This is a genomic window from Sphingomonas sp. S6 (genome assembly GCF_043498045.1).
In the GTDB taxonomy this organism is placed as follows: domain Bacteria; phylum Pseudomonadota; class Alphaproteobacteria; order Sphingomonadales; family Sphingomonadaceae; genus Sphingomonas.
The window spans coordinates 47,087-60,601 of the sequence record NZ_JBIEOE010000009.1 but is presented as its reverse complement, the minus strand read 5'-3'; the positions used below and the strand labels follow the sequence as shown (position 1 = coordinate 60,601).

Below are 13,515 nucleotides of genomic sequence, written 5' to 3'. Positions count from 1 at the left end.
TTAACGACTGGAATCAGGCGAGACGGCCGTCTTCGGCGGCGTCACGCTCGGGGTTGGGGCTGCGCGCGGCCCGGTCGGGCTGGCGCGCGGTGGAGGCTTGCTGGCGGGGCTGCTGCTGGCCGCCTTGGGGCTGGCCCGATTGGGCCTGACCTGACTGGGCCTGACCTGCGCTCTGCTGCTGGCTGCCGGTGTTGCTCTGCGTCGTGGACGATTGGTTCTGGCTCTGCCCCTGCGACGACGATTGGTTGCCCGCCTGCTGCTGGCTAGCGGCGGCTGTGGCGGCCTCGACCGTCGTCTGGCCGATGCGCATGCCGCGTTCCTCGGCGATCGCGGCAAGGCGCGGGCTGGCGCCCTCGATCAGCGCGCGCGTCTCGGCGCTGTCGGAGGCGAAATGGACGTGCAGCGCGCCGCCGATCGTCTTCACCGATACGTCGAGCGCCCCCAGCGCGTCTGGGACCAACCGAATGCGCGTGTCCTGCGCATTGGCGGCGTCGCGCAACCGTTCGATCCGGTCGATCATCGTCGCCGGCCAGTCGTTCTGGCGCATGTCGAGCGGCGCCTGCGTCGGCGTGGCGGCGGTGCTGCGGACCTCGACGGCCTGCGTCGCGACCGGCGTCGGTGCGACCGGCTGCGCATCGCGCTCCTCGCCGGTGCTGGCGGCATGGATCGCGGCGCCGAACACCTCCGCCGCCGACGCGGTCGTCCCGGCCACCGGTTGCAGCCGCGGCAGTGACTGCGCGCTGAGCGCGACCGTCTGGCGCGGCGTGCCCGCGACTTCCCGCGCGAACGTCTGGCGGGGGGGCGCGGGCTGTACGGGCTGGGCGGGCGCATCGGCGACCACGGGGGCACCGGCGACGGGCACCGGCGCGGCCGCCGCGATCACGGGCGCCGCGTCGGCTGGCGCTGGCGAGGCGGCGGCAGGCGTGGTTTGTGCGGCCGTCTGCGGGTGCGCATGAGGGGTGGCCGTCCCGACACTCGGTGGCGTGGCGGCGGGGAGGGGCGTGGTCGTCCCGGACACGGCCGCCTGCTGCACGGCGGGCGGCGCGACATCGGCCTTGGGTGTCGGCGCCGCGAGCACGCTGGCGGGCGAGGCCTGACGCCCGCGGCCGGCGGCGGCGGGGCGGGGGCCGACCGTGGCGGTCGCACGGGCCATCGCGGCGGGCGCCGCGGCTGACGACACCGGCGTGGTCGTCGCCACGGCCGCCGTCGAGACATTCTGCGCGACTGGCACCGTCACGGGCTGCGCCGGCGTGGCGACCAACGCGGTTTCCGGCTGGACGGGAGCGTCGGAGCCTGGGGCCGACTGGTCACTGGCGGTATCGGCGGCCGCCTCCTGTTGCGGAGCCGCGTCCGGCGTAGCGGCATGCTCTTCAACGGCGGCGTCGCGGTGCGCAGGCGGCGCCATGGCGGCATTCGGCGTCAAAGCTGCGTGCTGTGCGGGAACCGGCGAAGGCGTCGCCGTTGCGGTTGGCACGCTGACCGCCGCACGCGTCGCTTTTCCGGCGCGTCGCGAAGGCGACGTAACCGGTGCGGGCGCCGCCTCGGGCTGCGGCGCATCCGGCTGAGGCGCCGCGGCGACGGGCACCGCGGGCGTCGCTACGACCGGCGCCGGATCGACGATCGGCGCGACGGTCGCCGGCACGATCACGGCAGCATCGGCCTGTGCCGGCGCGTCATCCGTATCCTGCTCGGTCGAATCGGCCTCCACGGCGGTCTTGGCGTCGGATGGCGTCTGTGCTGCTGCGAAGGGGCGGACCGGAGCCTCCGCGGAGACGACCGGCGCGTCCACCATCTGTGCGGCCGGCTTCGCCTTGGTAGCCGCAGGCGTTTGCAAGACGGGCGCGGCGACCGGCTGGGGTGCTTCCGCCGTCGTCGCCTCTTTTGCGACCGGCGCGCTAACGATCGGTGCAGGCGTGCTCACGGACATATCCGGAGTAGGCGCGTCGACCGTCATCGGCGCCGCGACTGCTTCAGGCTGCGGCACGCGGATCGTCGGTGCACCGCTCGTCGACACGGGAGCGGTGGGCGCAGGTGCAGGCGCAACCTCGGCCGTGGTGACGGGCGCGGGTTCGGGCGGCGTCAGGACAGACGGCACCACCACGGACGGCTCGGCGGCATGCGGCGCTACGCTACCGCGCGGCGCGGCCGTCTGCACCGTCGTCGCCGGTGCGGCGCCGGGAGTCTTCGATGCCGGTGCGACCGACGCGGGCACCGCCGGCGCAGCGGCGGCGGGCGGCGGCAGCGGCTGTGCCTTTGTCGCGGGGGCGGTCTCGGTCGCGGTCGATGGGACGACCGGTATCGGCGAAGCCACCACAGCCGCCCCGGCGTCGGCCGCGATCGGGGCCGACACCGTAACGGGCGGCGCAACCACCGTATCGGCGGCAGCTACGACCACCGGAGCCGCCGGGACGCCGACACCGACGGACGCAGCGACCTGCTTCGTCACCACGGCGGGTGTGGGCGCGGGCGCGGGCAACGTGCTCGCCATCGCCTTCGCCGACGTGCCGCTGCTCAGCGTCTGCACCACGATCGCGGGGATCGCCGTCGCCTTTGCAGCAACCGGTGCGGCCGGCTTCGCGGCAAGCGCCGCCGGGATCTCGAGCGGTGCCGGCACCGCGATATTGACCGCGGACAGCCACGCCAGCGCGGGATCGACCTCGGCCGGCACCGCCGTCACCGCCGCCGCCACGGCCGGCAGCGGCATGCCAGGAGCGGCAACCGTTTGCCGCCCGGCTGGCGCACTTGCCGCCGCGCCGGTTGGCGCCGTTGCTGCCGTCTTGGTCGCAAGGATGGGCAAGACTGCCGCGGCACCCCCCGGTGCCACGGCAGCCTCGTCCTCACCGCCGCCGATCTGAAGCATCGACAACGCAAACAGATCACCGCCCGCCGACGACGCGCCCTTACCCGGATGGCCGGGGGTGGGAGAGGCGACGGTAAGAGCAGTGTCGATCATGGTTATCATCTCATCGGACAGAGGTGTCCCGAGACAGTCAGCAAGGATCGTGCCGTTTTACCTTTAAGGGCGATACGGGCGGCGTCTCTTCCAGCGCGCGCATCTCTTTGGCCAAGGCCGTGCGACGTGCGCGCTCCAGCAGTTTCTCGATCGCGCTCTGGTCGCGTTTGGCGGACCGGGTCGCCTCGGTAGCGCGGTTGACCATCAGTTCGGCGGTGTCGACACGCGCCTGCGCGGCGGCGGCCGACTGATGCAGCCGTTCGCGGAAATGCGCCTGCGCCCCCATCGATGCCGCGGTGACGCGCGTGTCCGGCGCGGGCGCGACCGCATCGGCCAGCGCCCGGATCCGGTTATGAAGGCTGGTTTCGCTGGCGTGCTTTTCGTGCGCGCGCATTTCGTCGGCACGCACCAGCCCCAGTTGCAGCGTGCGCACCCGGTGGATGCGCGCGAGCTTCTTGGCGTCAGGCACCGAAGACGCCGGTCAGTTCGGCGATCGCCTCGTCCAGGCTCACCGTCTCGTTCGACGCCTGTTTGATGTATTCCATCACCACCGGATGCGCCGCGATGGCGTTGTCGATCGCCGGATCCGCGCCGGGCCGATAGGCGCCCATCAGCACGAGGTCGCGGTTTTCCTCGTACGTCGCCAGGTGCCGGCGCAGCACGCGCGCGGCATGGACGTGATCGGGGTGCGCGATATCGGTCATCACGCGGCTGACCGACGGACCGATATCGATCGCCGGATAGACGCCGCGTTCGGCGAGGTGGCGATTGAGCACGATATGCCCATCGAGGATCGACCGCGCCGAGTCGACCACGGGATCGTTGCCGTCGTCGCCGTCCGCCAGCACGGTATAGATTGCGGTGATCGATCCGCCGCTGCGCACGTCCGTGCCCGCGCGCTCGATCAGATTGGGCAGCATCGCGATCGCGGACGGCGGATAGCCGCGCGCACTGGCGGGTTCGCCCAGCGCCAGCCCGATCTCGCGGCCGGCATGCGCGACGCGGGTCAGCGAATCCATGATGAGGAGGACCTTCTTGCCCTCGTCGCGAAAGGCTTCGGCGATCGCGGTGGCGCGCAGCGCGCCGCGGATGCGCAGCACCGGGCTGTGGTTGGCGGGCACCGCGACGACGACCGCACGCTTGCGTGCCTCACCCGCGACCTTGGTCTCCAGGAAGTCGGCTACTTCGCGGCTGCGTTCGCCGATCAGGCCGATGACGATGACGTCGGCCTTGGCCGCCTTCACCATCATGCCGAGCAGCACCGACTTGCCGACGCCTGAGCCGGCCATGATGCCGACGCGCTGGCCCTGGCCGATCGTCAGCAACCCGTTGATCGCACGGACGCCGACGTCCATCGGCTGGAGCACGCGGCCACGGTCGAGCGGCGATTGCAGCTTGCCGGCGAGCGGCCACTTGCCCGCGCCGCGGATCGGACCCAGGCCGTCGATCGGCTTGCCCGAACCATCGACCACGCGGCCCAGCATGGCGGCGCCGACCTCTGCTTCGCCCGGAGGGCCGATCGGGCGCACCGGCGCGCGCGGCAGCAGCGCCGCGGGGCCGCCGAGGTTCATCAGCAGGGTGCGGCCGTTGCGAAAGCCGATCACTTCGGCCTCGACACGCGCCGCGCCCGTATCGTTGGCGCTGCCGCCGCCGATCTCGCAGATCGTACCCACGGGCAGCGACAAGCCGACCGCTTCCATCAGCAGGCCGTCGTACGAGGCGAGCCGGCCCGATACCTTGGCGGTGGGGCGGAAGTCGGCGACGCCCAGCGTCTCCAGATAATCGGTGGTAAAGCGGTTCAACATCACGCGTCCGGATTGATCACGACGGGCAGCGGCACGCGCTCGATCGCCTGCGCCAGCTGCGCAAGCCACAAGTCGGGGCCGTCCTCGACCAGGGTGGAGGCGCTTTCCAGCACGAAGCTGCCGCGGGCGAGATGGGGATCGGCTGCCGCGAAGATCGACTTGGGCAAGGCGTCAGCCAGCAGCGGCATGTCGTCGGGGTTCAGGCGCAGCAGCGCGGATTCGCTGGCATCGGCCAGCAGCTCCGCCGCCGCCGCGATCCGCGCGTTCAGCATGTCGGCACCGACGCCGCACTCGCCGACCAATTTGCTGACCAGCATCATTACCGTGGCGCGCAGCTGGTGCGCGATCCGGTCGCGGTCGAGCTGGTGGCCGTTGGCCAGCGCCGCGGCGAGCTGGGTCATCAGCGCCGCATCGCGGTCGCCGCTTTCGCGTGCCGCAGCCGCGGCGGCGGCCAGGCCCTCGGCGTAGCCGGCGGCATGCGCGGTTTCGACCGGATCGATGAAGGCCGTGGGTTCGGCCTCGACGTCCAGAGGGTCCCAGCCCTGGGTCGGCTTGTCGCCGTCGCGGTCGGCGGGGCTGAAATGCTTCGGCCCGACCGGGCGCTCGTCCGCATCGTCGGCGGCAGTGCGCGCGCGCGAATAGTCCGGCGCCTCGCCACCCAGCTCGCGCTCCAGCGTCGCCCACATATCGCGCGGGGTGAAACCGGGCACCGGCGGCGCGAACGCCGCCTGCAACAGATGCGTCGCGGTGTCGTGGCGCGAGGCGAAGCCGGCGACGAAGTCGGTCGGCTGGAGCGGCACGGTGCCGCGCGCGAAGGCGTCAGACATAATCGTCGTCGCCCGCGCCCATCACGATCGTGCCGTCCTTGGCCAGGTTGCGCGCGATGGTGATCATCGCCTTCTGCGCTTCCAGCACCTCGGCCAGCTTCATCGGCCCACGCGCCTCCATCTCGTCGCGGATGCCGTCGGCGGCACGCGCCGACATGCAACCCAGGAAGCGGTTGCGGCCGTTTTCGTCGGTGCCCTTCAGGGCGCGCGACAGGATGTCGCCGTCGACGTTGCGGATCAGCGTGCCCAGGTTCTTGTCGTCCATGTCGAGCAGGTTGTCGAAGATGAACATCGCCTCTTCGATCGCCTTGGCGACTTCCTTGTCGATCTTGAACAGCTTGGGCATCACGCGCTGCTCGGTCGCCTTGCGTGCGCCCTGCAGGATCAGCGCCGCCTCGCGCGTGCCGCCCAGCGTCAGCCCGCCCGACGTGGTGCCGCCGCCGTTGCGCCGGTTGGCGAGCACCGTCTTCAGCGTCTCGATCGCATCGGCGTTGATCGGTCCCAGCCGCGCGATGCGGTGCAATATGTCGGGCTGCACGCCTTCGGGCAGCAGTTCCAGCACCTTGCCGCCGACCGCGGGTTGCAGATGCGCGATCATCACCGCGGCGATCTGCGGATGCTCCTTCTCGATCATCTGCGCGATCTCGGGCGCGTCCAGCCAGTTGAGCATCTCGAGCTCGCTCGACGTTTCGGCCGGGCCGATCCGCGCCAGGATGCTCTCCGCCTTTTCCTCGCCCAGCGCGCGCGTCATCAGCGCCTGCACCTTGGCGCGCGGGTCGAAGGTGATGCCGTTGCGCTCGCGTGCCTTGCCGGTGAAATCGTCGAGCACCATCTGCATCTCCTCCTCGGAGACGTCGGCGACGTTGAGCATCGCGGTGCCCAGCTCGCGCACCTCGTCGGGATCGAGCTTCTGGAGCATGGCCGCAGCCTCCTCCTCGTCGACCAGCATCATCAGCACCGCGGCGCGTTCGACGCCGCTGAAGGTGCGCGGGGCGGGGGCTTCGCTCACTGCTCTTCAGCCTTCATCATGTCGCGCAGCGCCAGCGCGGCGCGGGCGGGATTGTCGCGGGTGAAGCCGCGCACCGCCATGATCCGTTCGTCCATGGTCTGCGGCTGTTCCAGCTGCTCGAGCGTCACCGGCTCGTGGACGGCGATGCCCAGCGGCGCGGTGCCGTCGGCGCCGATCCCGGCGGTGGCGCCCTCGGTGTCCTCGGCGCCGTCCAGCGCGTCGGTCTTGCCGGCGGCGTCCGCCTCGGCCTTCGTCTTGGCCAGCGTGTCCTCGCGCTTGCCCATCAGGCCCTTGGCGATCGGACGGACGCCGAGCAGCAGGACGAGCAGGGCAATCAGGATCGCGGTGCCGTTGCGCGCCGCGACCGGCACCCAGGCGTTGTCGTACCAGGCGGGCGGGGCGACGTCGGTCGCGTCGGCGAACTTGCGGCTGATGACCGTCACCTGATCCTGCCGCGCGCCATCGAAGCCGACCGCGCTCTTTACCAGATCGGTGATCTGCTGGATCTCCATCGCGGTGCGGCGGCTCTTGTCGGGATCGCGCAGCAGCACCGCGACCGACAGGCGCTTGATCGATCCCGGCGTCGCCTTGGTCACCGACACCTCGCGGCCCAGGTCATAGGCGCGCTGGAAGCTGTCGCTCTGCTTGTTGGGGTTGGGGGCGGGGCCACCGGCGACCGGCGAGGGGTCGGGCGTCGGCGCCGCACCCGACGCACCGTTCGCGGCCTGCGGCTGCTGCAACTGGCTGGCGGGCGGCGGCGTGTTGCTCAGCGCGCCGGGGATGCCGCCCGGTGTCGTCGGGCTGGGCGCCTGATTGCCGGTCCAATTGCCCGTCTCGGCGCGCAGGGCGCCCTGCTTGTCATAGCTTTCGCGTGTCGCCTGCGTCTGGTCGAGGTTGATGTCGGCCTGCACCTCGGTGGTGAAATTGCCCGCGCCGACCAGCGGGGTCAGCAGCTGGATCAGCTGCTGGCGCACCTTGTCTTCGGTCTTGCGCTGCATTTCCAGGCGCGCGTCGCCCTCGGCATCGACGCCGCTCGCGCCGCCGGGCTTGGACAGCAGCGCGCCCATCTGGTCGACGATCGTCACGTCCTCGGGCTTCATGCCGGGGACGGAACTGGCGACGAGGTTGATGATCGACTGGACCTGCGCCTGGCTCAGCGCACGGCCGCCCTGCAACTTGACCACCACCGATGCGGACGGCGATGCCTTGTCGCGCACGAACACGCTGGCTTCGGGCATCGCGAGGTGGACGCGCGCCTCGGCGACCGCGTCGATATCCTCGATCGATCGGGCAAGCTCGGTCTCGCGCGCCTGGCGCAGGCGTTCGCCCTCCACCGCGCGGCTGACGCCCATCGGCAGCTGGTCCAGGATCGCATAGCCGCCGGGCGCCTGCTTCGGCAGGCCCTGGCCCGCCAGCAGCATCCGCGCCTTGCTATACTGGTCCTCGTCGACGGTCAGGGCACCCGTGCCCTCGTCGATCCGGCTCTTGATGTTCGCCTGGGTCAGCGCGGCGGTGACCGCCTGCTTGTCGGCGTCGGTCAGCCCCTGGAACAGCGTCTTCTGCGTCGGCGTCGACAGCGTCATCCACGCAAGCGCGGCGGCGCCGATCAGCGCGACCAGCATCGCCATCGGCAGGCTGCGGCGCACCGCGGGCTGCGCCAGGACAGACTTGATCTGCAACAGCGGGTTGGCGAACTTCTCGGGCAGCGCGGGCGCGGCACCGGGCGTGGTGGTGGCGAGTGCAGTGGTCATCGATTACACCGGCATGCTCATGATGTCCTTGTAGGCGGACAGCAATTTGTTGCGGACCTGCAGCGTGGCCTCGAACCCTACCGAGGCTTCCTGGCGGGCGAGCATCACCTTGGCGATATCGACCGTCTCACCGCGTTCGTAACTTTCCGACAGCGCGCTCGCCTTGTTCTGGCTCGCGTTCACGTCCTTCAGCGCATCCTGCAGCGTGTCGGCGAAGCTCGCAGGCTTCGTCGCGGCACTCTGCGTCGGTGCGGCGCCATCGGCCGATCCGGCGCGGGCCAGCGCCTGGTTGCGTTCCAGGATCTGCGCGCGCAGCTGCATCACGCGGTCGACGCTCATCGCGCCGCCGACGCCCGAAATCCCGCTCATGCCGAAGCGGCCCAGGCGGTGGCGGGCCGGGCGAGGTCGTCACCCTGCTCGCGCGCCTTGGCGAGGCGATAGCGCAGCGTGCGCTCGGAAATGCCGAGGCGCCGTGCGGTCTCGACGCGGCTGCCGCCGCACGCGGCCAGCATCTCGCGGATCGCCTGGAATTCGCTCATCTGCACCACGTTGCCCAAGGTCGCCGGCTCGGCGGGGAGGGCAGGGGCGGCAGGCGCGACCGCGAACAGCGGCGTCACCGGGCTGGTCTCGCGGAAGGTGAAGCTGATCGGGCGATCGAACACGATGTGGCTCGCCTCGATCGTGTCGCCGCCGGCGAACAGCAATGCGCGCTGGATCACATTCTCCAGCTCGCGCACGTTGCCCGGCCAGTCGTGGCGGATCAGCGTCTCGACCGCCTCGGCGGTCGGCCACGGCACCACCGCGCGGGTGCCGGCGTGGCGCAGGATCATCGTCGCGGCGAGCGCGGGAATGTCCTGCGTGCGGTCGGCAAGCGGCTTGGTGCTGAGCGGGAAGACCGACAGGCGGTAGTACAGATCGGCGCGGAAGCGGCCCGCGGCGACTTCGGCCTGCAGATCGCGGTTGGCGCAGGCGACGACGCGCACGTCGATCGGCTGCGGCACGGAGGCGCCGATCGGCACCACCTCGCGCTCCTGCAACACGCGCAGCAGCTTGGCCTGCAATTGCAGGGGCATTTCGGCGATCTCGTCCAGCAGGATCGTGCCGCCGTCCGCGGCGCGGAAGAAGCCTTCACCGCCCGACGAGGCGCCGGTGAACGCACCCTTCTGGTGGCCGAACAGCAGCGCCTCCAGCATGGTTTCGGGCAGCGCCGCGCAGTTGATCGCGACGAACGGCCCGTTCTTGCGGGGCGAATTGTTGTGGATCGCGCGCGCCAGCACTTCCTTGCCGGTGCCGGTCGGCCCGTTGATCAGGACGGTGATGTCCGCCTGCGCGACGCGCTCGGCCAGCGCCAGCAGCGCCAAGCTCTCGGGGTCGGCTGCGGTCGGCGTGTCGGGGCCGGCGACCAGCGCGCGGGCAAAGCCGTTGCCGACCGCCGCATCCTCGGGACCGAAGGCGATGCGCGCCGGATTGCCGCCGTGCGAGGGCACGACATGGCGCGGGCCATCACCGATGATGACCGTGCGCGCCGGGGCGGGCGGGGCCTCGCCCTCGGCGACCAGGAACAGGTCGGTGGCTGCGGGCTGGCCGGATTCGAACGATCCGATCCCGAAGCCCTGGGCGCGCAGGCCCGAAACGAGCGCATATTTGCGCTGCATCACTGCAGCGGAAGGAAAAATCGAACGCATGGTCATCCCCCAAGGATGAGCGTTGAAATGCGGCAAGAGTGGTAAACGGGTCGTTAAAACGGTTGCCGCCCGGCAAAATATTTCCGGGCGCTCGTACGCGCTTAGCGCGCACGCGCCGCACCCGTGCCCGCGTCGGGTGCGCGCACGCCTCGCACACGCCCTCGTGCACGCGCTGCACGCACGACACGCACGACACGCACGTGCCCGATGCGGGCGTACGTCGCGGGCGCATGCTTCTTCCTGCCGCACGATCCGGGTTCCCGGCCATCGCCGATTGCGCGCGATTTTTTTGCTTAAAGCCCGTTTCGGCCGGCCGTTACCCACCATGACGGCTCGGCCTTCCTCGCCAACGAGGCAGCGACAGGCCGCAGACCAATGGAGGTTCTCATGGCTGTTATCGGTACTAACGTTGCTTCGATCCGCGCCGCCAATGCGTCGACGGCTGCCAACCAGATGCTGCAGACGTCGATGGAGCGCCTGTCGACCGGGCAGCGCATCAACTCGGCGAAGGACGATGCCGCCGGCATGGCGATCTCGGACACGATGACCGCGCAGATCCGCGGCATGAACCAGGGCATCCGCAACGCCAACGACGGCATCGCGATGGCGCAGACCGCCGAAGGCGCGCTGGGCGAAGTCGCCAACATGCTGCAGCGCGTTCGCGAACTGACCGTTCAGGCGACCAGCGGCACCTACAGCTCGTCGGACAAGACGAACATGCAGGCCGAAGTCTCGGCGCTGAAGACGCAGATCACCTCGACGCTGGCCAACACGCAGTTCAACGGCAACAAGCTGTTCGACGCGACCGCCGGCACCGTCAACACGACCGGCACCGCGCCGGCCCCCGTCGTCGCCGTGTCGAGCACGTTCAAGATCCAGGCGGGCGCCAACGCCGCCGACGCGGTCAGCCTGACGTTCAACAAGCTGACCAACAATTCCTCGCTGACCGCGGTCATCGGCGACGCCACCGCTCCGGCGCCGGCGCCGGTCCCCGGCATCGACCTGACGACGGCCGACAACTCGGCTCTCGCCACCGTCGACAGCGCACTGAAGACGGTCAGCACCTACCGCGCCGGCCTGGGTGCCGCGCAGAACCAGCTGCAGTCGGCGGTGAATAACCTCACCACCAACGCGACCAACCTCACCGCGGCGAAGAGCCAGATCACGGACGCCGATTTCTCGGCCGAAACGACCGCCCTCGCCAAGGCGCAGATCCTGAGTCAGGCATCCACCGCGATGCTCAGCCAGGCCAACCAGAGCCAGCAGGGCGTGCTCAAGCTGCTCCAGTAATTTCCTTCCTGACGGCCGGATAAACTCCGCAAGTTCGGACGCCGTCCGGCCGTATCCCAACATGGTAGCTCAGCCTTTCGCCCAGGGGGGGCGGCGGTGAGGTGCCAATAACCAACCAAGGATTGTCACATGGCTGTTATCGGCACCAACGTCGCCTCGCTCCGCGCGGCTAATGCTTCCACCTCCGCCAACGCGATGCTGCAAACGTCGATGCAGCGCCTGTCGACCGGCAGCCGGATCAACTCGGCCAAGGACGACGCCGCCGGCATGGCGATCTCGGACACGATGACCGCACAGATCCGCGGCATGAACCAGGGCATCCGCAACGCCAACGACGGCATTGCGATGGCGCAGACCGCCGAAGGCGCGCTGGGCGAAGTGTCCAACATGCTCCAGCGTGTCCGCGAACTGACCGTGCAGGCGACCAGCGGCACCTACAGCTCGTCCGACAAAACGAACATGCAGGCCGAAGTCACCGCGCTCAGCGCGCAGATCACCTCGACGCTCGCCAACACGCAGTTCAACGGCAACAAGCTGTTCGACGCGTCGGCCGGCACCGTGACCGCCGCGACTGCGGCACCGGCCCCGGTGGCGCCCGCCTACAGCACGATCAAGATCCAGGCGGGTGCGAACTCGGCGGATGCGATCAACCTGAAGCTCAACAAGCTGACCGACGACACGACGATCACCAACGCGACGTCGCTCGATCTCACCACCGCCACCAACACCGCGCTCGCCACGGTGGACTCGGCGCTGAAGACGGTCAGCACCTATCGCGCCGGCCTGGGTGCCGCGCAGAACCAGCTCCAGTCGGCGGTGAACAACCTCACCACCAACTCCACCAATCTTACCTCGGCAAAGAGCCAGATCACGGACGCCGATTTCTCGGCTGAAACGACTGCCCTCGCCAAGGCGCAGATCCTGAGCCAGGCATCCACCGCGATGCTGTCCCAGGCCAATCAGAGCCAGCAGGGCGTGCTCAAGCTGCTCCAGTAAGGTTCCGCTACCCGCGCAGCTCCGTCACCTTCGTGGTGACGGGGAGGCTCCTTCCTAACCCCCCTTACAGAAGGAACGATCATGACCGTCATCGGCACAAACGTGGCATCGCTGCGCGCCGCCAATGCCTCCACCAACGCGAATGCCGCGTTGTCCACCGCGATGCAGCGCCTGTCGACCGGGCAGCGCATCAACTCGGCAAAGGACGACGCCGCCGGCCTCGCGATTTCCGATACGATGACGGCCCAGATCCGGGGCATGAACCAGGGCATCCGCAATGCCAACGACGGCATCGCGATGGCGCAGACCGCCGAAGGTGCGTTGGGTGAAGTCTCCAACATGCTGCAGCGTGTCCGCGAACTGACCGTGCAGGCGACCAGCGGCACCTACAGCTCGTCCGACAAGGCGAACATGCAGGCCGAAGTCTCCGCTCTGTCGACGCAGATCACCTCGACGCTCGCCAACACGCAGTTCAACGGCAACAAGCTGTTCGACGCGTCGGCCGGCACGGTGACCGCCGCGACTTCGGCACCGGCCCCGGTGGCGCCCGCCTACAGCACCTTCAAGATCCAGGCGGGTGCGAACGCGGCCGACTCGGTGAACGTCAAGTTCAACAAGCTGACCGACGACACGACGATCACCAACGCGACGTCGATCGACCTCACCACCGCGACGAACACCGCGCTCGCCACGGTCGACTCCGCGCTGAAGACGGTCAGCACCTATCGCGCCGGTCTCGGCGCCGCGCAGAACCAGTTGCAGTCGGCGGTGAACAACCTCACCACCAATTCCACCAACCTTACCGCGGCGAAGAGCCAGATCACCGACGCTGACTTCTCGTCCGAGACGACCAACCTCGCCAAGGCGCAGATCCTCAGCCAGGCCTCGACCGCGATGCTCGCCCAGGCGAACCAGAGCCAGCAGGGCGTGATGAAGCTGCTCCAGTAACGGCAGCCGACGACTTTCAGTAACCGCGTACTTCGGCGCGGGCACCGCCCCCCCCAAGGGTGCCGGCGCCGGACCGAGCTCGTCCCCCAAGGTCGAGCAAGCCAGAGCCCCGGTGGTCGCCAGCGACCGCCGGGGTTTTCGGCGTGTCACCTTCGTCTTTCCGGCGTGTGCTACCCGCACCGCCCACCCCACCCACACCGTCACCCCGGACTCGTTCCGGGGTCCACTCTGCGGCGAGGGGGATGGCCAGA

The 13,515-nt window shown here is 69.8% G+C and carries 11 protein-coding genes; 3 read left to right on the top strand and 8 right to left on the bottom strand.

The annotated features are described in order from the left end of the window. Positions 1-13: 13 nt before the first annotated feature. The 8 genes from ACGVWT_RS14005 to ACGVWT_RS13970 are packed head-to-tail and all read right to left on the bottom strand — an operon-like array spanning position 14 to position 10,030. The gene (locus ACGVWT_RS14005; RefSeq protein WP_315460715.1) at positions 14-2,953 is read right to left on the bottom strand and encodes a flagellar hook-length control protein FliK; all 2,940 of its coding nucleotides are present in this window, start codon (positions 2,951-2,953) and stop codon (positions 14-16) included. Positions 2,954-2,990: 37 nt separating this feature from the next. Then, positions 2,991-3,422 carry a hypothetical protein gene (locus ACGVWT_RS14000; protein WP_315460714.1) on the bottom strand — a complete coding sequence of 144 codons (432 nt, stop codon included), beginning with the start codon at positions 3,420-3,422 and terminating at the stop codon, positions 2,991-2,993. Continuing rightward, positions 3,415-4,758: a FliI/YscN family ATPase gene (locus tag ACGVWT_RS13995; protein WP_116460445.1), complete on the bottom strand. Its 1,344-nt coding sequence runs from the start codon at positions 4,756-4,758 to the stop codon at positions 3,415-3,417. The genes ACGVWT_RS14000 and ACGVWT_RS13995 overlap by 8 nt, the downstream gene beginning before the upstream one ends. Further along, positions 4,758-5,585 carry a FliH/SctL family protein gene (locus ACGVWT_RS13990; protein ID WP_315460713.1) on the bottom strand — a complete coding sequence of 276 codons (828 nt, stop codon included), beginning with the start codon at positions 5,583-5,585 and terminating at the stop codon, positions 4,758-4,760. Before ACGVWT_RS13990 ends, ACGVWT_RS13995 begins: the two co-directional genes overlap by 1 nt. Further along, positions 5,578-6,594, bottom strand: a complete 1,017-nt coding sequence (fliG, locus tag ACGVWT_RS13985) for a flagellar motor switch protein FliG (protein ID WP_017980123.1) — start codon at positions 6,592-6,594, stop codon at positions 5,578-5,580. Before fliG ends, ACGVWT_RS13990 begins: the two co-directional genes overlap by 8 nt. Next, positions 6,591-8,345 carry a flagellar basal-body MS-ring/collar protein FliF gene (gene fliF / locus ACGVWT_RS13980; RefSeq protein ID WP_315460712.1) on the bottom strand — a complete coding sequence of 585 codons (1,755 nt, stop codon included), beginning with the start codon at positions 8,343-8,345 and terminating at the stop codon, positions 6,591-6,593. The genes fliG and fliF overlap by 4 nt, the downstream gene beginning before the upstream one ends. Positions 8,346-8,348: 3 nt before the next feature. Further along, positions 8,349-8,714, bottom strand: a complete 366-nt coding sequence (gene fliE / locus ACGVWT_RS13975; RefSeq protein WP_315460711.1) for a flagellar hook-basal body complex protein FliE — start codon at positions 8,712-8,714, stop codon at positions 8,349-8,351. Continuing rightward, positions 8,711-10,030: a sigma-54-dependent Fis family transcriptional regulator gene (locus ACGVWT_RS13970; RefSeq protein WP_207771634.1), complete on the bottom strand. Its 1,320-nt coding sequence runs from the start codon at positions 10,028-10,030 to the stop codon at positions 8,711-8,713. Before ACGVWT_RS13970 ends, fliE begins: the two co-directional genes overlap by 4 nt. Before the next feature lie 387 nt (positions 10,031-10,417). Between ACGVWT_RS13970 and ACGVWT_RS13965 the strand changes: the two genes are divergently transcribed. The 3 genes from ACGVWT_RS13965 to ACGVWT_RS13955 all read left to right on the top strand — a co-directional run bounded on the left by ACGVWT_RS13965 (position 10,418) and on the right by ACGVWT_RS13955 (position 13,264). Further along, positions 10,418-11,320 carry a flagellin gene (locus tag ACGVWT_RS13965; RefSeq protein WP_116461354.1) on the top strand — a complete coding sequence of 301 codons (903 nt, stop codon included), beginning with the start codon at positions 10,418-10,420 and terminating at the stop codon, positions 11,318-11,320. 129 nt (positions 11,321-11,449) lie between these two features. Beyond that, positions 11,450-12,316, top strand: coding sequence for a flagellin (locus ACGVWT_RS13960; protein WP_116460450.1), 867 nt, complete (start codon positions 11,450-11,452; stop codon positions 12,314-12,316). 81 nt (positions 12,317-12,397) lie between these two features. Next, positions 12,398-13,264, top strand: coding sequence for a flagellin (locus ACGVWT_RS13955; protein WP_315460710.1), 867 nt, complete (start codon positions 12,398-12,400; stop codon positions 13,262-13,264). The last annotated feature ends 251 nt before the right edge of the window (positions 13,265-13,515 follow it).